At 72.9% G+C, this 22,102-nt stretch carries 25 protein-coding genes and 1 pseudogene; 14 read left to right on the top strand and 12 right to left on the bottom strand.

Features of this window, described 5'->3' with window-relative positions; translation table 11 throughout:
- Positions 1-58: 58 nt before the first annotated feature.
- Positions 59-970 carry a superoxide dismutase gene (locus AB0J69_RS57440; RefSeq protein WP_364136979.1) on the bottom strand — a complete coding sequence of 304 codons (912 nt, stop codon included), beginning with the start codon at positions 968-970 and terminating at the stop codon, positions 59-61.
- A 173-nt stretch (positions 971-1,143) separates the two neighbouring features.
- Between AB0J69_RS57440 and AB0J69_RS57445 the strand changes: the two genes are divergently transcribed.
- The 5 genes from AB0J69_RS57445 (at position 1,144) to AB0J69_RS57465 (ending at position 5,459) form a co-directional block, all read left to right on the top strand.
- Entirely contained in the window at positions 1,144-2,613 is a 1,470-nt protein-coding gene (locus AB0J69_RS57445) for a M1 family metallopeptidase (RefSeq protein WP_364136981.1), read from the top strand.
- 50 nt (positions 2,614-2,663) lie between these two features.
- A complete protein-coding gene (locus AB0J69_RS57450; protein ID WP_364136983.1) occupies positions 2,664-3,197 on the top strand; it encodes a hypothetical protein in 534 nt (177 codons plus the stop codon).
- A gap of 28 nt (positions 3,198-3,225) precedes the next feature.
- On the top strand, positions 3,226-3,831 hold the full coding sequence (locus AB0J69_RS57455) for a cyclodeaminase/cyclohydrolase family protein (protein WP_364136985.1): 606 nt from the start codon (positions 3,226-3,228) through the stop codon (positions 3,829-3,831).
- Positions 3,828-4,655 (top strand): bifunctional 5,10-methylenetetrahydrofolate dehydrogenase/5,10-methenyltetrahydrofolate cyclohydrolase, encoded by an 828-nt coding sequence (locus AB0J69_RS57460; protein ID WP_364136987.1) that lies wholly within the window; start codon positions 3,828-3,830, stop codon positions 4,653-4,655. Before AB0J69_RS57455 ends, AB0J69_RS57460 begins: the two co-directional genes overlap by 4 nt.
- Positions 4,656-4,745: 90 nt before the next feature.
- Positions 4,746-5,459 carry a type 1 glutamine amidotransferase gene (locus AB0J69_RS57465; RefSeq protein WP_364136989.1) on the top strand — a complete coding sequence of 238 codons (714 nt, stop codon included), beginning with the start codon at positions 4,746-4,748 and terminating at the stop codon, positions 5,457-5,459.
- Between the two features lie 3 nt (positions 5,460-5,462).
- On the opposite strand, the gene AB0J69_RS57470 is transcribed toward AB0J69_RS57465, so the two are convergent.
- Positions 5,463-7,076, bottom strand: coding sequence for an AMP-binding protein (locus AB0J69_RS57470; RefSeq protein ID WP_364136991.1), 1,614 nt, complete (start codon positions 7,074-7,076; stop codon positions 5,463-5,465).
- A gap of 10 nt (positions 7,077-7,086) precedes the next feature.
- The gene (locus tag AB0J69_RS57475; RefSeq protein ID WP_364136993.1) at positions 7,087-8,400 is read right to left on the bottom strand and encodes an NAD(P)/FAD-dependent oxidoreductase; all 1,314 of its coding nucleotides are present in this window, start codon (positions 8,398-8,400) and stop codon (positions 7,087-7,089) included.
- Between the two features lie 71 nt (positions 8,401-8,471).
- On the opposite strand from AB0J69_RS57475, the gene nfi reads away from it, so the two are divergent.
- Positions 8,472-9,134 (top strand): deoxyribonuclease V, encoded by a 663-nt coding sequence (gene nfi, locus AB0J69_RS57480; RefSeq protein ID WP_364136994.1) that lies wholly within the window; start codon positions 8,472-8,474, stop codon positions 9,132-9,134.
- A 3-nt stretch (positions 9,135-9,137) separates the two neighbouring features.
- Here nfi and AB0J69_RS57485 read toward each other — a convergent pair whose 3' ends face one another.
- Complete coding sequence (locus AB0J69_RS57485) at positions 9,138-9,509, bottom strand: hypothetical protein (RefSeq protein ID WP_364136996.1); 372 nt, start codon at positions 9,507-9,509, stop codon at positions 9,138-9,140.
- A 192-nt stretch (positions 9,510-9,701) separates the two neighbouring features.
- Between AB0J69_RS57485 and AB0J69_RS57490 the strand changes: the two genes are divergently transcribed.
- The 4 genes from AB0J69_RS57490 to AB0J69_RS57505 all read left to right on the top strand — a co-directional run bounded on the left by AB0J69_RS57490 (position 9,702) and on the right by AB0J69_RS57505 (position 11,088).
- Complete coding sequence (locus AB0J69_RS57490; protein ID WP_364136998.1) at positions 9,702-9,908, top strand: hypothetical protein; 207 nt, start codon at positions 9,702-9,704, stop codon at positions 9,906-9,908.
- Between the two features lie 109 nt (positions 9,909-10,017).
- On the top strand, positions 10,018-10,164 hold the full coding sequence (locus tag AB0J69_RS57495) for a hypothetical protein (protein WP_364137000.1): 147 nt from the start codon (positions 10,018-10,020) through the stop codon (positions 10,162-10,164).
- Positions 10,164-10,784, top strand: a complete 621-nt coding sequence (locus tag AB0J69_RS57500) for a TIGR00645 family protein (protein ID WP_364137002.1) — start codon at positions 10,164-10,166, stop codon at positions 10,782-10,784. The genes AB0J69_RS57495 and AB0J69_RS57500 overlap by 1 nt, the downstream gene beginning before the upstream one ends.
- A gap of 16 nt (positions 10,785-10,800) precedes the next feature.
- Positions 10,801-11,088: a hypothetical protein gene (locus AB0J69_RS57505; protein WP_364137004.1), complete on the top strand. Its 288-nt coding sequence runs from the start codon at positions 10,801-10,803 to the stop codon at positions 11,086-11,088.
- A gap of 44 nt (positions 11,089-11,132) precedes the next feature.
- On the opposite strand, the gene AB0J69_RS57510 is transcribed toward AB0J69_RS57505, so the two are convergent.
- Positions 11,133-11,936, bottom strand: a complete 804-nt coding sequence (locus AB0J69_RS57510) for an HAD family hydrolase (RefSeq protein ID WP_364137006.1) — start codon at positions 11,934-11,936, stop codon at positions 11,133-11,135.
- Between the two features lie 43 nt (positions 11,937-11,979).
- On the opposite strand from AB0J69_RS57510, the gene AB0J69_RS57515 reads away from it, so the two are divergent.
- On the top strand, positions 11,980-12,339 hold the full coding sequence (locus tag AB0J69_RS57515; protein WP_364137008.1) for a hypothetical protein: 360 nt from the start codon (positions 11,980-11,982) through the stop codon (positions 12,337-12,339).
- On the opposite strand, the gene AB0J69_RS57520 is transcribed toward AB0J69_RS57515, so the two are convergent.
- Positions 12,336-12,812 (bottom strand): DUF2283 domain-containing protein, encoded by a 477-nt coding sequence (locus tag AB0J69_RS57520; protein WP_364137010.1) that lies wholly within the window; start codon positions 12,810-12,812, stop codon positions 12,336-12,338. The two genes, AB0J69_RS57515 and AB0J69_RS57520, sit on opposite strands and share 4 nt — an antisense overlap.
- A 128-nt stretch (positions 12,813-12,940) precedes the next feature.
- Between AB0J69_RS57520 and pyrF the strand changes: the two genes are divergently transcribed.
- Positions 12,941-13,762 carry an orotidine-5'-phosphate decarboxylase gene (gene pyrF / locus AB0J69_RS57525; RefSeq protein ID WP_364137012.1) on the top strand — a complete coding sequence of 274 codons (822 nt, stop codon included), beginning with the start codon at positions 12,941-12,943 and terminating at the stop codon, positions 13,760-13,762.
- On the opposite strand, the gene AB0J69_RS57530 is transcribed toward pyrF, so the two are convergent.
- Together AB0J69_RS57530 and leuA are read right to left on the bottom strand one after the other, a co-directional pair.
- Positions 13,753-14,259, bottom strand: a complete 507-nt coding sequence (locus AB0J69_RS57530) for a hypothetical protein (RefSeq protein ID WP_364137014.1) — start codon at positions 14,257-14,259, stop codon at positions 13,753-13,755. The two genes, pyrF and AB0J69_RS57530, sit on opposite strands and share 10 nt — an antisense overlap.
- Positions 14,260-14,406: 147 nt before the next feature.
- A complete protein-coding gene (gene leuA / locus AB0J69_RS57535) occupies positions 14,407-16,095 on the bottom strand; it encodes a 2-isopropylmalate synthase (protein WP_364137028.1) in 1,689 nt (562 codons plus the stop codon).
- A gap of 205 nt (positions 16,096-16,300) precedes the next feature.
- Between leuA and AB0J69_RS57540 the strand changes: the two genes are divergently transcribed.
- Positions 16,301-17,005 carry an FCD domain-containing protein gene (locus tag AB0J69_RS57540; protein ID WP_364137016.1) on the top strand — a complete coding sequence of 235 codons (705 nt, stop codon included), beginning with the start codon at positions 16,301-16,303 and terminating at the stop codon, positions 17,003-17,005.
- Positions 17,006-17,297: 292 nt separating this feature from the next.
- Here AB0J69_RS57540 and AB0J69_RS57545 read toward each other — a convergent pair whose 3' ends face one another.
- A complete protein-coding gene (locus AB0J69_RS57545; protein ID WP_364137018.1) occupies positions 17,298-17,513 on the bottom strand; it encodes a hypothetical protein in 216 nt (71 codons plus the stop codon).
- A gap of 44 nt (positions 17,514-17,557) precedes the next feature.
- Between AB0J69_RS57545 and AB0J69_RS57550 the strand changes: the two genes are divergently transcribed.
- Positions 17,558-18,058: an NUDIX domain-containing protein gene (locus tag AB0J69_RS57550; protein ID WP_364137022.1), complete on the top strand. Its 501-nt coding sequence runs from the start codon at positions 17,558-17,560 to the stop codon at positions 18,056-18,058.
- 194 nt (positions 18,059-18,252) lie between these two features.
- Here AB0J69_RS57550 and AB0J69_RS57555 read toward each other — a convergent pair.
- The 3 genes and pseudogenes from AB0J69_RS57555 to AB0J69_RS57565 form a co-directional block, all read right to left on the bottom strand.
- Positions 18,253-18,342 (bottom strand): annotated as a pseudogene (locus AB0J69_RS57555) (SUMF1/EgtB/PvdO family nonheme iron enzyme); the annotation flags it as partial.
- Positions 18,343-19,949: 1,607 nt separating this feature from the next.
- Entirely contained in the window at positions 19,950-20,834 is an 885-nt protein-coding gene (gene rbsK, locus AB0J69_RS57560) for a ribokinase (RefSeq protein WP_364137024.1), read from the bottom strand.
- A partial coding sequence (locus AB0J69_RS57565; RefSeq protein ID WP_364137026.1) for an ADP-ribosylglycohydrolase family protein occupies positions 20,831-22,102 on the bottom strand: 1,272 nt, incomplete at its 5' end. The genes AB0J69_RS57565 and rbsK, both read right to left, overlap by 4 nt.

A 22,102-nucleotide genomic window follows, 5' to 3' on the forward strand; every position in this document is an offset into this window, starting at 1 on the left:
GACGGCCGCGCCGCCCCCCGCGCCCTGCCCCCGGGCGGCCCCAGCGCGCGGCCCGGGGTCAGGGCTTGATGGCGACCACGTCGTACGTGGTGTCGGGGGTCGGGGTCGTGGTGAAGCGGGCGTTGGGCAGGTAGAGGCGGTGGCCGTAGGCGGCGACCGTCGTGGGCACGTCGAACCTGGGGTCGGTCAGGCGCCGGACGACCTTGCCCGAGGAGCTGTCGCGGGCCAGGCCGATCACGGCGACCGTGTTCAGGCGGTTCTGGACGGCGTACAGGGTGCGGCCGGACAGCAGCAGGCCGTCGCCGTTGGTCAGCAGCTCGCCGCCCAGGTCCACCTCGGTGGTGACGCCGGAGGACGGGTCCACCTCGAACAGCTTGCCGGTGTTGGACTGGACGATCAGCAGCGACTTGCGGTCGGGGCTGGGGGCGATGCCGTTGGCGTTGTTGCCGGTCGTGTACTGGATGGCGCCGCTGAGCGGGATCTTGACGACCTCGTCGGGCAGCGCGCCGCCCCGGCCGAGGTCCAGCTTGTACAGGACCGGGTTGGCGGAGTCGGTGAAGTAGGCCGCGCCGCCGAAGAGAATGACGTCGTTGACGAACGACGTCCCGGTGGCGAACTGGTACGACTTGAGGACCTGGCCGGTACGCAGGTCGACCACCCGCGCGTTGCCGGCGTTGCCCCCGGCCACGAACAGCCGCCCGCGCCCGTCGGTCTTGAGCCCGAGCGACTGCGTGCCCGGCCCCTTGCTGATGACGGCCCCCTTGCCGGTGCGCAGGTCGGCCCGGTAGATGTCGCCGGTCGCGCGTGAGCCGAAGTAGGCGTACGGCCCCGGCCCGATCGCTATGCCCTCCGGCTGGAAGCCGTTGGGCAGCGGGAACGTATCGGGCTTCGTCGCGGCCTGCGCCGGCACGCCGCCGAGCATGACCACGACGAGTGCGCCGAGTGCGGTCTTCAGGATCGCGGATCTCATGCGGCCCACGATGCCCGGGTGGCCGGTCGCGGCAAAGACCCAGAAAGGGCTTCACAGGGAGTTTTCAGCAATCTCCGGTGCCTGCCCGGACATGATCTGAAAGCGGCGCCTTCCCCATCACGGTACGGAAAACGCCTTGTGGATCATCGGCGGCCGTCACTACCTTGGCGCGAATGCGGAGGCCCCTCTTATCCCTCATGACCGTCGCCCTGGCCGCCTCGGCCTGCAGCGCCCCCCAGCCGCCGGCTCCGGCTTCCCCCGCCACGACGCCGGCGGGGGCGGGGGCGGCCAGCCCGGCCGTGGCCGAGCGGCGGCCCGCCGTCGACCTGAGCGCGTACGAGGCCGGCCGGTCGCGGCCCGTCCCCGACCCGCTCTATCCCGCCTACGGCAACCCGTCGATCGACGTGCTCCACTACGACCTGGAGCTGGCCTGGAAGCCCGGCACCCGCACGCTGACCGGCACGGCGAAGCTGACGATCCGCGCGGCCAGGCCCCTCACCCGCGTGCGGCTCGACTTCGGCCGCACGCTCAAGGTGGACGAGGTCACGGTGGACGGCGCCAAGGTCAGGGCGACGCGCAAGTACGACGATCTCACCGTCCCGCTGGCCGAGCCGCTGGCCGCCGACGAGGGCACGGTCGTCACCGTGCGCTACCACGGCAGGCCGAAGCCCGTGGACGCCAAGCAGCGGCGCAAGGACATCGCGATGCTCGGCTTCCACATCGCCGGCGGGGGCGCCGCGTGGGCGCTGCAGGAGCCGTTCGGGGCGTTCACCTGGTTCCCGGTCAACGACCACCCGTCGGACGAGGCGCTGTACGACGTGGCGATCACCGTGCCGAAGGGGTGGTCGGGAGTCGCGCACGGCACGTACAAGGGGAAGTCGTCGGCCGGGCGCACGAGCACGTTCACGTGGCAGTCCACCGATCCCGTGGCCAGCTACCTGACGGTGTTCGCGGCCGACAGGTTCCGGATGTTCAAGGACAAGGGGCCGCGCGGGATCCCGATCACGTACTGGATCCGGCCCCGCGACGTGGCCAAGCAGCTTCCGGTGGCCAAGCGGATGCCGTCGATCATCCGGTGGCTGGAGAAGAAGCTCGGGCCGTACCCGTTCCCGAGCGCCGGGCTGGTGGCCACGAGCGACTCCGGCATGGAGACGCAGCAGATGATCGCACTCGGCCCGCGCTACATGGAGCCGTCGGTCGTGGCGCACGAGCTGGCGCACCACTGGTTCGGCGACACCGTCACCCCGCGCACGTGGCGTGACCTGTGGCTGAACGAGGGCTTCGCCATGTACTTCGAGATGCAGTGGTACGCCGACCACGACGACGGCACGATCGACGAGTTCATCGCCAACATCCGCCGCTTCGACCCCGAGCTGCGCAGGGAGAACGGCCCGCCGGGCAGGTACCGGCGCGACTCCTTCGCCCAGAGCAACGTCTACTACGGCCCGGCGATCATGCTGCACGAGATCAGGAAGCGGCTCGGCGACCGGAAGTTCTTCGCGATGACCAGGGCCTGGGCCCAGGAGCACCGCAACACCACCCAGGACCGGGCGTCCTTCACCAGGTGGCTCAAGGAGCACACCGGCCGTAACTTCACCAAGCTCATCAACGCCTGGCTCGACTCCGAGACCACCCCGCGCTGAGGGATCCCAGCGAGTAGGTTGGGACAGAGCCGAACAAACGGGGTGTAGTTATGTCAAACGGTGCCCGTCATGCTCTGGGAGTGGTCGCCGGGCTGCTCCTCCCTCCACTCGTGCTCGCCGGGCTGTGGTACGGCGTCGGCGATCTCACCCTCCAGGCCCAGCAGGCGCTCCGGATCTCGTGGACCGGCGCCGGAGCGATCGCCGCGGCCGCGATCGTGCTGGCCTTCCTGGCCGGCTCGCGCCTGTCGCCCGTGGCCTCGCTGCTCGGCGGCCTGGGGTTCACCGCGCTGGGGATCGCGCCCTTCCTGGAGATCGCCTTCGGCGTCCGGCTGGTGAGCGTCGACCTGCTGCCCGGGTTCCTGCGCAACGGGTACACGACCCTCGGCTTCTCGGGGCTGCAGCTCCTGCTCGGCGTGACGCTGCTGGTGGTCTCGCTCTTCCCGTCGCGCTGGCGGGCCCGCCGGCCGGCCGAGCCCGTGGAGTACCAGGACCCCTGGACACCGGCGCAGCAGTCGCAGCATTACCTGCCCCACAACCCGCACAGCGGCTCCGAGGACGCCACGCGGCCGATGTACCGCGAATGAGCCGCGCGCGGGCTGGCAGAATGCCGCCATGCGCGACTTGACGATCGTCGACTTCCTGACCGAGCTGGCCGACCGGGTGCCCGCGCCCGGCGGGGGCGCCACGGCCGCCCTGCACGCCGCACAGGCCGCCGCGCTGCTCGGCATGGTGGCCCGCTACACCACCGGGGAGAAATACGCCGGCCACGCCGAGACCGTCGTCGCCCTGATCGCCGAGACCGACACCCTGCGGGCCCGCGCGCTGAGACTCGCCGAGGAGGACGCGGCGGCGTTCACCGCGGTCACCGACGCCTACCGGCTGCCCAAGGGCGAGGAGCGCAGCGCCGCCATCGCCCGCGCGCTGGCCGGCGCGGCCGAACCGCCCGCCCGCGTGGTCGAGGCCGCCACGCGCGTGATCGAGCTGTGCGAGCTGCTGCTGCCGATCGCCAACCGCAACGTCACCACCGACGTGGCCGCCGCCGCGGAAGCGGCGCGCGCCGCCCTCACCACGGCCCGGGTGAACGTGGAGGTCAACCTGGGCGGCATCAAGGACGAGCGAGTACGCGAAGAGCTGAACATCCGCCTCTCCGGCGTCGACGCGGCCGTCGCCAGGGCAGACTGGGTGACCGCCGAAGTACGCGAGGAGATCAACCCGTGAAGACGCTGACCGGCAAGGAGCTGGCCACGGCCATCAAGGCGCAGGCGCAGGCCGAGGCGGCGGCCGGCCCGCAGCCCCGGCTGGCCGTGGTGGTGGCCACCGCCGACGAGGCGAGCCTGTGGTACGTCCGCTCGATCGCCAAGGCGGCGGCCGGCGTCGGCATCGCCTGCGACGTGGTCGACCTGGGCCCCGAGGCCGCCCCCGAGCAGATCGGCGAGATGCTGGCCAGGCTCAGCGCCGACAGCAGCGTCCACGGCGTGCTGCTGCAGACCCCGCTGCCCGCCGGCGCGTCCGCGCAGGAGCTGGCCGCGGCCATCGACCCGCGCAAGGACGTCGACGGCGCCAACCCGCTGTCCCTGGGCCGGCTGGCGGCCGGGCTGCCCGCGTTCCCGCCCGCCACGGCGGCGGCCGTGATGGCGCTGCTCGACCACCACGAGGTGGAGCTGCTCGGCCGGCGGGCCGTGGTGGTCGGCCGCTCCACGGTGGTGGGCAAGCCGCTGGCGCACCTGCTGCTCGACCGTCACGCCACCGTCACCGTCTGCCACTCGCGCACCCGCGACCTGGCCTCGGTCACCGCCGAGGCCGACGTGCTGGTCGCGGCCGCCGGGCGGGCGGGGCTGATCGGCGCCGGGCACGTGGCGCCCGGCGCGGTGGTGATCGACGTCGGCACCAACCCGACCGACGACGGCGGGCTGACCGGCGACGTCGACTTCGACGCGGTCGCGGAGGTGGCCGGCGCGCTCACCCCGGTGCCCGGCGGCGTCGGCCCGGTGACCACCGCCCTGCTGCTGCGCCACACCGCCAGGGCGGCGAACCTGCCGTGACGCGGTGGGTCCGTTCCGAAGTGCACTTCTTCGAGCTCACCCGCGTCGAAGACGTGGACGAGCGCATCCTCGACTTCATGGCGGAGGCCCATGTTGGCTGACATTCTCGTCGTCCAGAACAGCAGGAGCGGCGGGCCGGGCCGCGTGGGCGACTGGCTGGCGGAGGCGGGGCTGGAGCTCGACGTGGTGCTCGCCCACGAGGGCGCTCCCCTGCCCGCCCGGCTGGAACACGACGCCATGATCATGCTCGGCGGCGGCTACCTGCCGGACGACGACGACCGTGCCCCGTGGCTGCGCGACGCCCGGCGGCTGATGGGTCAGGCGCTGGCGGAGGGGGTGCCGCTGCTCGGCATCTGCCTGGGCGGGCAGATGCTCGCCCAGGTCGCCGGCGGCGAGGTGACCGGCGACACCGGCGCGCCCGAGAACGGCAGCCTGCCGCTCACGATCAGGCCCGAGGCGGCCGCCGACCCGCTCTTCCACGGGCTGCCACCGGTGGTGCCCGCGATCGAGCACCACAAGGACGCCATCACCAGGCTGCCGGCCGGCGCCGTGCACCTGGCCGAGACCGAGAGCTGCCCCTACCAGGCGTTCCGGATGGGCGAGCGGGCGTGGGGCGTGCAGTTCCACCCCGAGGTGCTGCCCGCGCGCATCCGGGCGTGGCGGGCCGACGGCTTCGACCCCGCCGAGGTGTACGCGCGGGCGGTGGCGGACGAGCCGCTGTCCACGCCCGTCTGGCACCGGGTGACCGGCCGCTTCGCCGCGCTCGTCACCGAACGGGCGGGCCTGCCCGCCGACGCGGGGTGAGCGTCAGGCGTTGCGGATCCCGGCCGCCGCCCGCAGCCCCAGCAGCTCCACCGACCGTTCCCGCATCTCCACCTTCCTGATCTTCCCGGTCACCGTGAGCGGGAACGCGTCGGCGACGTGCACGTACCGGGGGATCTTGTAGTGCGCCAGCCGTCCCGCGCAGAACTCCCTGATCCGCTCGGCCGTCAGCGGCTCGGTGCCCGGCCGCATGACGACCCAGGCCATGACCTCCTCGCCGTACTTCTCGTCCGGCACCCCGATGACCTGCACGTCAGCGATGTCCGGGTGGCTGTAGAGGAACTCCTCGATCTCGCGCGGGTAGACGTTCTCCCCACCCCTGATGATCATGTCCTTGATCCGGCCGACCACGTTGACGTAGCCGTCGTCGTCCATGGTGGCCAGGTCACCGGTACGCATCCACCGGGCCTCGTCGATGGCCTCGGCGGTCTTGGCCGGCTCGTTCCAGTAGCCGAGCATGACCGAGTAGCCGCGCGTGCACAGCTCGCCGGGCTCGCCCCTGGGCACGGTGAGCCGGGTCTCCGGGTGCACGATCTTCACCTCGACGTGCGGCATCACCCGGCCCACGGTCTCGGTCCTGCGCGCCAGGTCGTCGTCGGCCCTGGTCATCGTGGACACGGGCGAGGTCTCCGTCATGCCGTAGCAGATGGCGACCTCGCGCATGTTCATCTCGCCGACGACCCGCTTCATCACCTCCACCGGGCACGGGGAGCCGGCCATGATGCCGGTCCTGAGCGACGACAGGTCGAACGTCGCCGCCTGCGCCAGCTCGGCGATGAACATCGTCGGCACCCCGTACAGGGACGTGCACCGCTCCTCCTGCACGGCGCGCAGCGTCGCCTCCGGGTCGAAGCCCGGCGACGGGATCACGATGCAGGAGCCGTGCGTGGTCGCGCCCAGGTTGCCCATGACCATGCCGAAGCAGTGGTAGAACGGCACCGGCAGGCAGACCCGGTCCGCCTCGGTGTAGTGGATCAGCTCGCCGACGAAATAGCCGTTGTTGAGGATGTTGTGGTGCGACAGGGTCGCACCCTTGGGGAAGCCGGTGGTGCCGGAGGTGTACTGGATGTTGATCGGGTCGTCGAAGGCCAGCTCCGCCATGCGGGCCGTCAGCTCCGCCGGGTCCGCGCGGCGCTCGGCCAGGGCGGCCCAGGTGGGGTCGTCCAGGTAGACGACGTTCTCGAAGCCGATCTCCTCGACCATCTTCCGGTAGTCGCTGCCCTTGTGCTCCAGGGCGCTGATCAGCAGCCGCATGCCCGACTGCTCGACCACGTAGCGCAGCTCGTGGGTGCGGTAGGCCGGGTTGACGTTGACGAGGATCGCGCCGATCTTGGCGGTGGCGTACTGGACGAGCACCCACTCGGCGCGGTTGGGCGCCCAGATGCCCACCCTGTCGCCCTTCGCGATGCCCCTGGCCAGCAGGGACCTGGCCAGCCCGGCCACGTCGGCGTTGAGCTCGGTGTAGGTCCACCTGCGGCCGGACGGCACGTCGACGAGGGCTTCCCGGTCGCCGAAGCGGGCCACGGTGCGTTCGAGGTTCTCGCCGATCGTCTCGCCCAGGAGGGGGGTGTCGGCGGTGGCGCTGGAGTACGACAGCATGCCCACAGTGTCATTCGCCGCCCGGCGTACGCACCAGACCCCGGCCGCGACGCGCCGCGAACCCGGCCGCCACGAGCGCGGCGCCCGCCGCCGCCGCGGCCAGCCGCTGGCGCGTGATGCGCCGCTCCACCTGCGAGTACGGGGTGGTCGAGAACGACACCAGCTCGTAGCGGGAGACGTAGCCGGGCAACGCCCGCTCCAGCGCGTGCTCCAGGCGCTTGCCCGCCAGGAACAGCCGGGAGCCGACCTTGTCGCGCATCTCCACGAAGTTCTCCAGGGCCAGCCGGGCGATCACGTCGGTGTCGGCCCGGCGGCGCTCGAACAGCTCCAGTGCCCTCGGGAAGTCGTCGCCGACCTCGTCCAGGCAGCGGTCCAGCGCGACGCAGTCCTCGAAGCCGCAGTTGGCGCCCTGCCCGTAGAAGGGGACGATGGCGTGCGCGGCGTCGCCGACGAGCCCGACCGTGGCGGCCCCGGTGGTGACGTGCCAGGGCGCGCAGCGCATGGTGACCAGGTGGCCGACCGGGTTGTCCCGGTAGCCGGGGACCAGATCGGGCATCAGCTCGAACGCGTCCGGGTAGTGCGCGGCGAAGTACGCCCTGACCTTCCCCGGCGTGTCCAGCGCGGCCAGCGTGTCGTGCGGCCAGAACACGGTGCAGGTGAACGAGCGGTCGGGGTTCGGCAGGGCGATCATCATCGAGCGGCCACGGGGCCAGATGTGCAGCGCGCCCGGGTCCATCGCGTACTCGCCGTTCCTGGCCGGCAGCGGCAGCTCCTTGTAGCCGTAGTCCAGGTAGTCCTGGCTGAAGCTCACCCCTGGCAGCTGCTGCAGCCTGGCCCTGACCGCGCTGTACGCCCCGTCCGCCCCGATCACCACCCGGGCGCCGTCCTCCTTGCCGTCCTCGAACTCCAGCCTGCCCGTACGCTCGTCCAGGCCGGTGAGCCGGCGCCCGAACCGGAGCTCCACGCCCGGCATGGCGTCCGCCGCGTCCAGGAGCCGCCGGTTGAGGTCGGCGCGGCCGATGGAGTTGATCGCCTGGGTGCGGTCGGCGCTGTAGGGCTGGAAGGTGAGGGCGCCGTCGGAGGCGTGCATCATCCGGCCCGGCATGGGGATGGCGGCGTCGAGGACCTTGCCGTCGAGACCGAGGCGGCGCAGGGCGTCGATGCCGCGGGCGGAGAGGGCGAGGTTGATCGACCGACCGCCTTCCCGGCCGTGCCGGCGCGGGTCGGGGCGGCGCTCGTACACGGTGACGTGGTGGCCGCGGCGGGCCAGGAAGCAGGCGAGCAGGCAGCCGACGAGGCCGGCGCCGACGATCGTGACTTCCATCTCTCCTTCGTACGGCGGGGTGCGGTATATGTCCAGGCGAGGCACCGGCGTGACGCGATACCTTTGGCCGGGTGCATGTGAAGCAGCTTCACCCCTGGCCCTCCGGCGTCGCCGAGGCGGAGGCCATCCAGGACCGGCTCCGCCCCCAGGTCGAGCTGACCGGACCCACCACGTTCACGCTGGTGGCGGGCCTGGACGTGCACTACCACGGCGACGACGAGGTGACGGCCGCGGTGGTCGTCCTCGACGCCGCCACGCTCGCGCCGGTGGAGCAGGTGGTGGCGCACGGTGCGGCGGCCTTCCCGTACGTGCCCGGCCTGTTCGCCTTCCGCGAGCTGCCCGCCCTGGTGACGGCGCTCGAACGGCTCGCGGTGACGCCCGACCTGCTGGTCTGCGACGGTTACGGGCTGGCCCACCCGCGCGGCTTCGGCCTGGCCTGCCACCTGGGCGTGCTGACCGGGCTGCCGTCGGTGGGGGTGGGCAAGACGCCCTTCGTGGGGACGCACGAGCCGCCGGGGCCCGAGCGCGGGGCCTGGACACCGATCGTCCACGACGGCGCCACGGTCGGCCGGGCCCTGCGCACGCAGCGCGGGGTCAAGCCCGTGTACGTCTCGCAGGGCCACCGCATCTCGCTGGACACCGCCACGGACCAGGTCCTGCGCCTGGCCGCCCGCTACCGGCTCCCCGAGCCCGTCCGCCACGCCGACCACCTGGCCCGCCACCCGGGCCCGTAGCGGTCAGCGCCGCCAGGACCACACCAGCAGCCACACGCTGAGCCCGAAGAGGGTCATCCCGAGCGGCACGTGCGCGGCCACCGCGCCCGAGCCGCCCAGCGCGGACTGCACGAACCCGAGCAGCAGCACCGCCAGGCTCGCCAGTGCCGGCCAGCCGGGCCCCCGCGCCGGCCGCCAGAGCAGGATCGCCGCGATGAGCTGCAGCAGGCCCAGCGCGTGCACCGCGCCCGCCCCGAGCCCGTGCAGGTCCGTCCCTCCCCCGCTCATGAGCTGCCCGGCGGTGACCGCCTGGGCGAGCACGGCCAGCGTGTTGAGCGCGGTGACGGCCTTGAACGCGGTCGCGTACCCGCTCCCCTTGGCGACCTCGGTAACCACAGGACCACTCCTCTCGAAGGAAGGTCTCCAGGATCTTTCCTGGCCCCCGGACGGGCATCCGCCGGCCGTCGCGATCGCCGCTACACCTCAGGGTGTACGCGCTCGGAACTCTTTACTTAGACGAAGTGTTACCGAATAACTACTCTGGGTAGCTAGTCGAGGGTTGTTCATTACCGTCACCCAGGAGGTTTCATGCTCTTCACCCCCCGCCGGATCGCCGCCGCCGCGATCTCCGCCGGCGGCCTGATCCTGGTCACCGCCCCCGCCGCACATGCCGTCGTGGACCCCGTCCACGCCCTCACCTGCCTGGCGGAGACACCCGCCGACCCGACCGCGCTCATCGATCCGGCCGGCGTCACCTCAGGTGAGCTCCCGGTGACACACTGCCTCACCCCCTGATCCACGCCTCCGGGATACCGGCACGGGACCACCCCTCGACACCGGCACAGGCGGCGCCCCCTCGCACCGCCCGGTCCCACCCACCGAAGAGCAGCAGCAAGGAGTTCCGTTGAAGGTCCGAGCCCTGGCAGTTTTCGCCACCCTCGCGCTGGCGGGCGGCGCACCCCCCGTCATCCTCGACGGCCTCGGCACGAATGAGCCTCCGCTCGTCGAGGTCCAGACCTGGGTCCAGCACATCAACGTCCTGACGTCCTAGTGCGGATCGCGCAGCTGTCCGTGGCCGACACGCCGGCCGGGCCACGGACACCGCTGACGCGCGTCGGCTACGTCATGTTCCTCAGCCGATGGATCCAGGTGCCGCTCTACCTGGGGCTGATCGTCGCGCAGGTCGTGTACGTGTGGCGGTTCATGGTGGAGCTGCTCCACCTGGTCCATCTGGGTTTCGGCGGCACGCCGCCGGAGACCACCGTCATGCTGATCGTCCTCGGCCTCGTGGACGTGGTGATGATCTCGAACCTGCTCATCATGGTCATCATCGGCGGCTACGAGACGTTCGTCTCGCGGCTGCGCATCGAGGGACACCCTGATCAGCCCCAATGGCTTTCGCACGTCAACGCCAACGTGCTGAAGGTCAAGCTGGCCATGGCGATCATCGGCATCTCCTCCATCCACCTCCTCCAGATCTTCATCAACGCGGCGCGACCGACCATCACCGACCGGGAGCTGATATGGAAAACCCTCATCCACCTGACCTTCGTCGTCTCGGCGCTGGCGCTCGCCCTGATCGACCGCATCATGGCGGGTGGACGGCCGCAGCAGGGCGCAGGCGACGGGGTGCACCCTGCGGAGCGGCAGCAGGAGCGGATGGCCGCCTAGCCTGGCGGCGCGGGGCGTGGCGATGCCGGGGGTGGAGCACCTGATGGGGGTGAAGGGCGCCGCGTTCGCGGGACTCGGGGCCGTCACCGCGGCGCTGCTCTGCTGCACCGGCGCGTACGCAGACGACGACGCCGCCGCGAAGCCCGGCCCGGCCCCCCTGATCGGCGACGTGATCATCTTCAACGACGAGATCGTCGAGCCGGTGTCGTTGCCGCTGAGCACGTGCGGCGGTCTGGTGCCGCTGCTCAGCAAGTCGCCCACCACCTGCGAGGGCACGTCGAGGGTCTCGGACGACGACGCGTGAGGCCGCATGTGCCCGCCCCCGGGGGTGGGCGGGCACCGGTCCCGTCAGGCCAGGAGGCTCTCCAGCACCACGGCCACGCCGTCCTCGTCATTGGACAGCGTCCGGTGCTCCGCGGCCGACAACACCAGGGGGTGGGCGTTGGCCATCGCGTAGCCGGCGCCCGCGTACATCAGCACGGCCAGGTCGTTGGGCATGTCGCCGAACGCCACCACGTCGCCGGCCCCGAACCCCCGCTCCCGGCAGAGCCGGTCGAGCGTGACCGCCTTGGTCACCCCCGGGGCGCTGATCTCCAGCAGACCCTCCATCCCCGAGTAGGTGACCTCGGCCAGGTGCCCGATCGCCGCCGACACGGCCGCGTACATCTCGTCCGCCGTGTGCGCCGGTGACAGGGCGAGCAGCTTGACGATGGGCTGGTCCTCGTCGAAGACGGAGCCCACCTCGCGGTAGAAGGCCAGGTCGTGCTCGACCCGCCTGGTGTAGGCGGCCTCGGTCAGCACGTTCCTGCCGGTCTCGACCGCCAGGCCGATGCCGGGGAGCGCCTGCGCGAGCGCCTGGGCGACCTCGCGCGCCGCCCGCGGGTCGAGCGGGCTGCTGGCGGTGATCTCGTCGGTGGCCAGGTCGTACACGATGGCGCCGTTGCTGCAGATGGCGGTGCCGGTGACGCCCGCCTGCCCGGCGATCTCGCGGATGCCGCGGGGCGCCCGGGCGGTGACGAAGACGATGTCGGCGCCGGCTGTGCGGGCGGCCCGCAGCGCCTTCCTGGTGCGGGGGGAGACGGTGCCGTCGGAGGTGAGGAGGGTGCCGTCGAGGTCGGTGGCCACGATGCGCGGGAAGGTCACGGTGCTCACGGGGGCGATTATCCCGACATCGGGGTTCTTGTAAGGTACGCGGGTGTCCTCGAATGCCCGGCCGGACGACCGCGCCTCGTCCGCGTTCCGCTTCGCCACCGAGCTGGTGGCGTGGGTCGCGACCCCGTGGGCGCTCGCCCCGCACTCCGTGCCGCTGGCCGTGCTGTCCGTGGTGGTGCTGATCGGGCTGCCGACGATCTTCTCCACGCCGGGCGACAAGCGGAACGTGATCGTCGCCGTGCCCGGCCACGTGACCATCGCGCTGGTCGTCCTGCACGTGCTGGCCGCGGTGGCGGCGGCGTGGGTGGCCTGGCACGCGGTCGCCGCCGCGCTGGTGTCCGTGCTGGCCGTGGTGACGGTGGTGCTGGAGCTGCCGCGCTGGCGGTGGCTCGTGTCGCGTTAGATCCGCATCTCGGAGGGGAGCTGCCTGTCGGCGTCGGTGAGCTCCACGCCCAGGAGCTGCCCGGAGTCGCCGTAGTCGAGGACGACGTCCTCGGCCACGACCTGGCGTACGGCCTCGCCCGGCACTATTTCGTGCTTCATCCCGATATATGCGATATTCCGGTCCTCGTCGACACTCACGTACACCGTCCGCGCCCGCTTCCCCTCCGGCGCGTCGTCCCAGGCCAGCAGCCCTTCCTTGGCCTCGTGCGAGCCCGCCAGGGCCGTCCGGACCATGGCCATCGCCAGCTCCACCGCCTCGAACGAGTCGAGCCCGGTGACCTTCCGCTCGTGCTCCCAGCCGTCGAGCCCGTCGATGCGGTACGGGCACGACCACTCGCCCGTCGGTTCCTCGTAAGGCACGCCGAGCGCGACCACGACGTCGCGCGGCGGATCGGTACGCAGCACCAGCATCCGGTGGGCGATCTCGTACATGTCTGCTGATCTACCCGCAAGGCCACTCCTGGAAGACTCGCCCCGGCACCGGTTAGGCAACAGAGCCTCGGTACCATATCGTCGCCGGAGAACCTTTCGTGCCCACGGTGCCTACTGGGAGCGCACAGATGAACGATTCCTTCGGGACCCGTCTGCGAGCCAGGCTCGACGAGCGGGGGCCGCTCTGTGTGGGCATCGACCCGAGCCCGGCCCTGCTCCACGCCTGGGGCCTCGACGACTCCCCCGCCGGTCTGGAACGGTTCTGCCGCACCGTCGTGGACGCGGTTGCCGACGTGGCCGCCGTGGTCAAGCCGCAGTCGGCCTTCTTCGAGCGCTGGGGCAGCCGCGGCATCGCCGTCCTGGAACGCACCATCGCCGACCTGCGCGAGGCGGGCACGCTGGTGCTGCTCGACGTCAAGCGGGGCGACATCGACAGCACGATGGCCGCCTACGCCGAGGCCTACCTCGACCGGGGCAGCCCGCTGGCCGCCGACGCCGTGACGCTGAGCCCCTACCTGGGGTTCGGGTCGCTGGAGGGGGCGATCACCTCGGCGGTGGCCAACGACGCGGGCGTGTTCGTGCTGGCCCGCACCTCCAACCCGGAGGCGGCCGGTCTGCAGCGGCTCGTGGCCGGCCAGGTGCTGGCCGGGGCCGCCAGGGTGAACGCCGGGCATTCGCCGTTCGGGCCGGTCGGGGTGGTCATGGGCGCCACGCTGCCCGCGCTGGAAGACTCGCTCACCGACCTCAACGGGCCCATCCTGGCCCCGGGGCTGGGCGCCCAGGGGGCCACGCCCGCCGACGTGGCCCGGCTGTTCGGGTCCGTACGGCACGCGGTGGTGCCGTCGGTGTCCAGGGCCGTGCTGGCCGACCCGAAGCGGCTGCGCACCCGCACGCTCCACTACCGCGACGAGTGCGCCGCCCACCTGTCCGGGGTCGCCTCTCAGAAGTGAGTCTCCGACCCGAACGCCTCCCGCAGCACGGCCATGTCGTGCAGGTCGCGTTCCCGGGGCTGGTAGCCCTGGTGGAAGGCGATCTGCTGGGCCGCTGACAGGCACGGCACCCGCACTCCCCCGATCACGCCGGAGGCGAAGGAGGCCGCCGGATAGGTGAGGGCGCCGCCCTGGTCGTCGAGCCGCTGGACGGCGGAGCCGTCGGACCGGAAGCGCAGCGGGTGCAGGTCCAGCTCGCGCCCGCCCGGACCGGCCATGACGAAGCGGGCCGGCCGTCCCGGCACGACCCCCTCCAGGCGCTCGGCGTAGCCCAGGGCCGCCAGCGCGGCGATCGCGGCCGGCTCCTGCTCGGCCCGGTGGAGGAGGTCGAGATCCTGGTGCTCCCTGGTGACGCGGCCGACGAGCGCGTCGATGCCCCACCCGCCGGCGACCCAGACCGCGCAGCCCGCCGCCTCCAGGGCTTCCAGCACGTCCAGGACCGCGCCTTCCTCGAACATCCGCATCCTTCCACCGGGCGATTCCGTACCGGCTCGGGCGAGTCGGCCTCGGCGTACGAAGAGGTGATCGTACTCGAGCGAGGCCGCGTCGCGTTCCGGGACCGGCGCACCCGCCGGTCCCGGCGGCTCATACGGAGGCCGAGGGCGTCAAACGGCGCTGCGGGCGGCCGGTTCGATGACCCGGTTCACGGCGGCCAGCACCGCGTGCACCGACGCGGTCAGGACCGAGGTGTCCTGGGCCGCGCCCCAGCAGGTGGTGCCGCCGACGCGGGCCTCGACGTAGGCGATCGCCCGGCTGCCCCGCCCCGGGTCGAGGGCGTGCTCTGCGTAGTGCAGGATGTCCACGTCGATCCCGTCGGCGGCGAGCGCGCCGGTCAGCGCCGACAGCGGGCCGTTGCCGGTCCCGTGCAGCCGCCGCCCGCTGCGCAGCGTGCCGCCGAACTCGTGCACGCCCGGCGCGGTCTCCACCGTGCTCCAGTCGGCCAGCGCGCTGGTCTCCCCCGGCGCCAGGTAGGTGGCGTGGAAGAGCTCCCAGAGCTGCTCGGCGGTGATCTCCTCGCCGCTGCCGTCGGTGGCCCGCTGGACGACCGAGGAGAAGTCGATCTGCAGGCGGCGGGGCAGCTCGAGGCCGTAGCGGGTGTTCAGGAGGTAGGCGACGCCGCCCTTGCCCGACTGGCTGTTGACGCGGATGACGGCCTGGTAGTCGCGGCCCACGTCGGCCGGGTCGATCGGCAGGTACGGCACCTCCCACGGCGCCTGCTCCGGCGGCACGCCCAGGTCCGCGGCCCGCTTGGCGTGGTGGGCCAGGCCCTTGCCGATGGCGTCCTGGTGGGTGCCGGAGAAGGCGGTGTAGACGAGGTCCCCGGCGTACGGGTGTCGGTCGGGCACCGGCAGGCGGTTGCAGTGCTCGACGACCCGGCGCACCTCGTCGATGTCGGACAGGTCCAGCATGGGGTCCACGCCCTGGGAGTGCAGGTTGAGCGCGAGCGTCACCAGGTCCACGTTCCCGGTGCGCTCGCCGTTGCCGAACAGGCAGCCCTCGACCCGCTGCGCCCCGGCCAGCAGGGCCAACTCGGCGCAGGCCACGCCGGTGCCCCGGTCGTTGTGCGGGTGCACGGAGAGGATCACCGCGTCCCTGCGGTCGAGGTGGCGGTGCATGTACTCGATCTGGTCGGCGTACACGTTGGGGGTGGCCACCTCGACCGTCGCGGGCAGGTTGTGGATCACGGGGCGGTCCGGGGAGGCGTCCCACAGGGCGGTCAGGTCGTTGCAGACCTCCAGCACGTAGTCCGGCTCGGTGAGGTTGAACACCTCCGGCGAGAACTCGAAGCGGACGTCACGGTCGCCGGCGAGGCGGGCGAGGTGCTCGGCGGCGTCCCTGATCAGGGCGCGCAGGGCGGGCCTGTCGTGGCCGAGGACCACGTTCCGCCAGGTGGGGGCGGTGGGGGTGTAGAGGTGCACGACCACGCGGGACATGCCCTCGACGGAGTCGAAGGTGCGCTCGATCAGGTCGTGCCGGGCGGGCGTGAACACCACCACGGTCACGTCCTCCGGCACGGCGCCCGGCGTGGCCAGATGGCGGACGAAGTCGAAGTCGGTCTGGCTGGCGGAGGGGTAGCCGACCTCGATCTCCTTGAAGCCCATGGCCGTGAGCAGGTCGAACATGCGGCGCTTGCGGGCCGGGTCCATCGGCTCGGCCAGGGCCTGGTTGCCGTCGCGCAGGTCGACGGGCACCCACAGGGGGGCTTCGGTGATGCGCCGCACCGGCCAGTCGCGGCCGCCGGTCAGCGGCACCTCGACGCGCTCGTGGGCTGGCTTGTAGCGGTGGTACGGCATGCTGCTGGGGCGTTGCCGGTTCCATTCGTACACGTGGCTGCTCTTCCGTCTTGAGGTGGAGAGACCGGCGGGCACCCGGGCCACCGCGGCGGGGTGCCGGTCCGGTCAGGCCCCGCCGCGGCCGGGAAGGAGCAGACCGTACGACGTCATGGGCGCTACACTAACCACAACACAGGTCCTCAGACAACCTGAGAGGTTCATCGCGATGCCGCTTGGCTCCCTCCGCCCCAGCCCGCTCGTCGAGCAGGCCACCGAGCACCTGCGCGAGCAGATCACCCAGGGCGAGTGGCCGGTGGGCACCCGGCTGCCCGGGGAGAACGCGCTGGCCAAGGCCCTCGGCGTGGGGCGCTCGACGGTGCGCGAGGCGCTGCGGGCGCTGGCCGGGGCGGGGCTGGTGCAGGCCCGGCAGGGGTCGGGAGTGTTCGTGATCGCCACGGCCGGCGCCGCCGAGCCGGCCGAGGACTGGCCCGCCCGGCTGCGGCGGGCCGCCATCACCGACGTCTACGAGGTCCGCATGATCGTCGAGACGCAGGCGGCCGTGCTGGCGGCGGGGCGGCGTACCGAGGAGGACGTCGCCGCCCTGGAGGCGGCGCTGGAGGCGCGGGTGCGGGCGGCGGAAGGGGACGACGCGGCCTTCGTGGACGCCGACATCGCGCTGCACGCGGCCGTCGTGGCGGCGGCGGGCAATCCGGTGCTCTCCGACCTGTTCGCGGAGTTCGCGCCCGCCTTGCGGGGGCGGCTGATCGATCTGGTGGAGTTGCTGGGGTTGCGGGAGCACCACCGCAATCCGGGGCATGACACGCATGCCGCCCTGGTGGCGGCCATCCGGGAGGGGGACGGGGCGGCAGCCGGGGGGATCTTGCAGGCGGAGCTGGAGCAGACGCTCACCCACCTGCACGCCAAGCGCTGACCCGGGCCCGCTGGGCACTCACCCCACCCCTGACCCTCGGCTCATCGGCCCCGAATGCCCGGCGTCCGCCGACGGCGCCGCCGCCGTCGCCAGCGCCATCAGAACGCCAGCCCACCTGGGCGCAGCCGGTCAGACGCCGGTCGTGCCGGTCAGGCGCGGCTCGGTCAGGCGCGGCTCGGTCAGGCGCGGCTCGGTCAGGCGCCCGTCGGGCGCGGCCGGTCGGGCGGGGGCGGCCGGTCGGGCGCCGGTCGCTCAGGCGGCGGTCGGGCGCGGCTGGTCGGGCGGCGGGGCGTCAGCCGGTGGGGCCCACGTCCGGGCGGATCTCGCTGTCCTCCTCGTCCGCCTCCGGCTCCTCCTCCGGCTCGGGTTCGTCCTGTTCGTCGGGCGGGTCGGCGGGCACGGGGCGGCGCGACTTCGGGGTGCTGGCGCCTGATCGTTCGGCGACCACGTCGCTCTCCCCGTCCACGCCCCCGACCGCCTCCGGCAGCTCATCGGATGTCTCGCTCATAGTCACCCACCTGCCCCACCAGGACCGTTTGTTACCGTCCGGGGGTGACCACCCGCACTCAGCGCCCCACCGCGCGCGTCATCCTGGCCGCCCCCGACGACCGGGTGCTGCTGCTCCGGTTCGTCCCGCCCGACCCGTGGCCGAGCGAGCCCGCCTGGCACCTGCCGGGCGGCGGGATCGAGGCGGGCGAGACCCCGGCGCAGGCGGCGGCGCGCGAGGCGCTCGAAGAGACCGGCCACGTGCTCGACCCCTCCGCCCTCGGCCGGCCCGTGGCCACGAACGAGGGCCCGTGGTCCCACCAGGGCCGCCACTTCTACACGGTGCACACCTACTTCTTCGCCCGCGTCCAGTCGTGCACCGTCACCCCGACCGCGCTGGAGGAGTACGAGCGGGCGGAGGCGCTCCTGGGCAACCGCTGGTGGAGCGCCGCCGAGCTGGCCGCCACGGACGAGCTGGTCTTCCCGCCCGGCCTGGCCGCCCTCCTGCCCGGCCTGCTCGCCGGGGAACGGCCGGCGACCCCGGCCCGGCTCCGGTGGACCCGCTAGCGAGCGACGCGGAAGCCGATGTTCGGCGAGCGTTCCAGGTCGGGGTGGGTACGCAGGAGCTTGACGGTGTCGTCGGCGGCCACGTACCACTCCGAGCCGGTCGCCACCGGGCCGGGCCCTTTGAGGATCAGGAACCTGGTGCGCCCGTCGGTGTGCTCGCTGTCGGTGAGGTTCCACAGCGTGGCCGGGCCGGACCACTCGTACTCGGTGGGCAGCCGCGCCCCCGCCCACGCGGCATAGGCGCGGGCCTCCTCCAGGGTGACGTGGGTGACGGGCGCGTCGGGGTCCCCCAGCCAGGGGTGGCCGGGCGCGAACCTGGCGAACTCGGCGTTGGTGACCTCGCGTTCCGCGGCCGTGGCAGCCCGCCTGACCTGGCGGGTCTCGGTGCGCATGGCGTGCAGGCGGGGCGGGAGCGGCTTCCACTCGTCCACGAACGGGGCCTCGCCGTCGAAGCCGCACTCCCGTAGGCGGTAGGTGATCTCGGCCGTCGCGGGCGCGCCCTCCAGCGGCGTCGTGCGGCGGGGCGTCCGTGCGGGGAACGTGGTGTCGGCGCTCCACCCCGGATCCCGGGGCTCCAGATCCAGCTCCTCAGGTACGGCCAGCACCGCCGCGACCCCCCGGCCCGGGACCGTGCCGTGCAGGTCGCCGTCCAGCTCGACCCCGTGGATCAGGTCGTAATACCTCAGATCACGATTTTTCGGGATATCGAGGAGGGGGCCGCGGTACGCCCCGGCCGAGCGGTTGACGATCGTCCACAACGTCACGCCGTCGGCCGACCAGCGGGACGCGGGCAGGCTCGGGGCGGCCTCGTCCACCAGCGGCGTCCACTCACCCTCGGCGAACAGCTCCGCGTACGCCCGCTGCACCGGCAGCATGGCCCGCAGGATCGCCCGGTCCCTGGCATTCCACCCCACCCAGGAGCCGAACACGTTCTCCCAGACCAGCATCCCGCAGCCGTTCATCCAGGCGGAGTGCAGCTCTTCGGAGTGGTCGCGGTGCCAGCGCCGGGTGTGGTGCAGCATGTGCCGCCGCTCGAACCACTTGGTCTTGATCACGCCCGGCCACTCGGAGTCCGCGAACCACTGAGCCCACGACATCGCGTGGTCGGCCACCCGGTCGAGCGGGACCGAGGACTCGCTCTCCAGCGCCACGCCGTACTCCGACAGCCAGGCGTCGCCCGCCTTCAGCGTGTCGAGGAACAGCCCGTCGGGCCGCAGCCGGTCCACCACCTCGCCCAGCCCGGTCCCGTGGTCCTCGGGGCGGGTGCCGGTGTCCCAGGGGTTGTAGTCGAGCAGCACGCGCACCCCGGCGGCGCGCAGGTCGCGTACGAGCTCGTCGATGCCCGGGACGTCACGGTAGAGGTCGAACTGGTTGCGGCCGTCGATGCCGACCACCGGGTAGGCGTGCCAGAGGACGACGGCGTCGTACCCGCCGAACTCGCGCTCCCCGTGCGCGAGGAATCGCTCGGGCGTGAACCGGTCGCCGTCCCGGAGCAGGTCGTCCCAGAGCCAGGCCACGCAGACCGAGAAGCATCGGCGGGTCCAGCCGGGGTACGCGCCACGGCGGGGCAGCCGCGCGCGGGCCTCCTCCCGCCATCGGGTCAGCGCCGCCCGCCAGGCGTCACGGTCGGCCGGGTCGCCGGGGGCGGCGAGGATCTTGGCCCGATCGAGCCCGCCGAGATCCCCGCCGTCCAGCGGGACCCGCGCCGGCAGGTCGATCTCCCGCGGCCGCGGCTCCGCCGGCCGGGAGCCGGCCGCATGCGAACCCGGCGGCGGGCCGGACGCGTGGGTGCCAGGTGGGGAGCCGGACGCGTGGGAGTCCAGCGAGGAGCCGGACGCGGGCGAGCCGGGCAGGGCGGCGTCCTGGCCCGGCAGGGTGGTCTCCGGGGGCATCAGGTGAGCGCGTCCTCGATCTGCCGGCGGGTCGGCATCGAGGTGCTGGCGCCCTCCCGCTGCACCGACAGCGCCGCCGCCACGGAGGCGAAGTGCAGGGCCTGGGCCACGTCCAGCCCCTCCGACCGCGCCACGGCCAGCGCCCCCACGAACGTGTCGCCGGCCGCCGTGGTGTCCACCGCGTCCACCTTCACCGCGGGCACCCGCAGCCGCTCCCCCGACCGCGACCCGTACAGCGCGCCCTCCGAACCGAGCGTGATCACCACCTCGTCGACCAGCTCCAGCAGCGCGTCCATGGCGGCGTCGGCTCCCGTCACGCCGGTGATGGCGGCGGCCTCGTGCTCGTTCGGGACGATGGTGGTGACCGTGTCCAGCAGCTCGGCGGGCAGCGGCTGGGCGGGCGCCGGGGTGAGGAACACCGGCACGCCGGACACCTGGGCGGCCTGCGCCGCCGCCACGACCGCCGCCATCGGCAGCTCCAGCTGGAGCAGCAGGACCTGTGACCTGGCGATCGCGGCCAGGTCCTCGCCCGAGGGGCCGGTGACGGTGCCGTTCGCGCCGGGGACGACGATGATCGAGTTGCCCCCGGTGTCGTCCACCACGATGTGCGCGATGCCGCTGGGCCCGGGCACCTGGCGCAGCCCGCGGACGTCGACCCCGGCCTCCGCCAGCGTGGTGCGCATCTCAGCGCCGAACCCGTCGTCGCCCACCGCCCCCAGGAACGCCACCGCGCCGCCCGCGCGGGCGGCGGCGATCGCCTGGTTCGCCCCCTTGCCGCCGGGCACGGTGCGGAACCGGTGACCGGTGACCGTTTCGCCCAGTTTGGGGGCTTCGGAGACGTAGGCGACGAGGTCCATGTTGGCGCTGCCGAAAACCGAGATCATGACTTCATCATCTCCTGTGTACGCGCCGCCAGGGCGGCAAGACCCACCCCGTCGAAGCCGGTCAGGCTGCTGGCCAGGCTGTCACGCATGCGCCAGCGCTCCGGCACCCCGCCGTTCAGCGCGCCCGCGACGGACCCGGCCGTGGCCCCGGCGGAGTCGGTGTCCCAGCCGCCGGCCACCGCCCCGGCGATCGTGGCGGTGAAGTCGCCCCGGCCGTGGATCAGCGTGGCGGCGACGAGGGCCGCGTTGTTGATCGTGTGCACCCAGTGCAGGTTGCCGTGGCGCTCGTGGAGCAGGTCGATGACGCGCTCGAAGTCGTCCTCGCGGTTGGCGTCGGCGACGGCCAGGCGTACGGCCTCGTGCAACCGCGAGCCCCGGGGCACCACGGACAGCCCCGCCCGCACGACCTCCTCCGCCGAACCGGCGACCATCGAGGCGGCGCACATCGCGGCCACGAACATGGCCCCGTAGATCCCGTTGGCGGTGTGCGTGAGCCGGGCGTCGCGCCAGGCGTGCTCGGCCGCCGTGGCGGGGTCGCCGGGATTGACCCAGCCGTATACGTCGGTCCTGATCAGCGCGCCGATCCACTCGCGGAACGGATTGCGGTAGGTGGCCGTGGCCGGGGGCTCGACGCCGTCCAGGAGGTTGCGGTACGCGACGCGCTCGGCGGTGAACGTGCGTCCCGCGGGCAGCTCGTCCAGCCACAGCCTGGCCACGTCCTCGGTGGTGAACGCGCGCCCGTGGCGCTCCAGGACCGACAGCGCCAGCAGCGGGTAGTTGAGGTCGTCGTCCTCGGGGACGCCGTCGATGTTCTCGGCCAGGGAGTTGACGGCGCTGCGACGGTTCCACGGCCAGCGGCGGGCGATGTCGTCCGGCAGGCCCTTCGCGGTGAACCAGCCGCGGATGGGCCAGTTGCCGGTGGCCTCGGCGATCTGCCTGATGCCCGCGCGCGGGATCTTCTCGACGGGCTTGCCGAGCACGCACCCGGCCGCCCGGCCCAGCCACGCGCCCAGCACCCGGTCGGGATCGACGGCGGGCTCCCGGGGTCGCGGCTCCGGCCAGTCGGGGCAGGCCGCGATGATGCCCGCCAGGTCCGACGGCTCGGGCAGCGGGGACGGGAAGGCGGCCAGCTCGTCCAGCAGCTCCTCCGCCAGGCCGCGCAGCCGCGCGGCGCCCGGCTCGGAGGCGCCGGCGCGCAGCGGGGCGTCGGGACCGCCCGCCGCCTGCCACCGGGCGCCCATCTCGCGCACGTCCCGGCCGCCCACGGC

The sequence above is a fragment of the Nonomuraea sp. NPDC049709 genome, from assembly GCF_040674815.1.
GTDB lineage: Bacteria > Actinomycetota > Actinomycetes > Streptosporangiales > Streptosporangiaceae > Nonomuraea.

Coding starts and splice junctions, on each gene's coding strand:
- AB0J69_RS57440 (WP_364136979.1), bottom strand. CDS start 970: ATGAGATCCGCGATCCTGAAGACCGCACTCGGCGCACTCGTCGTGGTC.
- AB0J69_RS57445 (WP_364136981.1), top strand. CDS start 1,144: ATGCGGAGGCCCCTCTTATCCCTCATGACCGTCGCCCTGGCCGCCTCG.
- AB0J69_RS57450 (WP_364136983.1), top strand. CDS start 2,664: ATGTCAAACGGTGCCCGTCATGCTCTGGGAGTGGTCGCCGGGCTGCTC.
- AB0J69_RS57455 (WP_364136985.1), top strand. CDS start 3,226: ATGCGCGACTTGACGATCGTCGACTTCCTGACCGAGCTGGCCGACCGG.
- AB0J69_RS57465 (WP_364136989.1), top strand. CDS start 4,746: ATGTTGGCTGACATTCTCGTCGTCCAGAACAGCAGGAGCGGCGGGCCG.
- AB0J69_RS57470 (WP_364136991.1), bottom strand. CDS start 7,076: ATGCTGTCGTACTCCAGCGCCACCGCCGACACCCCCCTCCTGGGCGAG.
- AB0J69_RS57475 (WP_364136993.1), bottom strand. CDS start 8,400: ATGGAAGTCACGATCGTCGGCGCCGGCCTCGTCGGCTGCCTGCTCGCC.
- AB0J69_RS57490 (WP_364136998.1), top strand. CDS start 9,702: ATGCTCTTCACCCCCCGCCGGATCGCCGCCGCCGCGATCTCCGCCGGC.
- AB0J69_RS57520 (WP_364137010.1), bottom strand. CDS start 12,812: ATGTACGAGATCGCCCACCGGATGCTGGTGCTGCGTACCGATCCGCCG.
- pyrF (WP_364137012.1), top strand. CDS start 12,941: ATGAACGATTCCTTCGGGACCCGTCTGCGAGCCAGGCTCGACGAGCGG.
- AB0J69_RS57530 (WP_364137014.1), bottom strand. CDS start 14,259: ATGTTCGAGGAAGGCGCGGTCCTGGACGTGCTGGAAGCCCTGGAGGCG.
- leuA (WP_364137028.1), bottom strand. CDS start 16,095: ATGCCGTACCACCGCTACAAGCCAGCCCACGAGCGCGTCGAGGTGCCG.
- AB0J69_RS57540 (WP_364137016.1), top strand. CDS start 16,301: ATGCCGCTTGGCTCCCTCCGCCCCAGCCCGCTCGTCGAGCAGGCCACC.
- AB0J69_RS57545 (WP_364137018.1), bottom strand. CDS start 17,513: ATGAGCGAGACATCCGATGAGCTGCCGGAGGCGGTCGGGGGCGTGGAC.
- rbsK (WP_364137024.1), bottom strand. CDS start 20,834: ATGATCTCGGTTTTCGGCAGCGCCAACATGGACCTCGTCGCCTACGTC.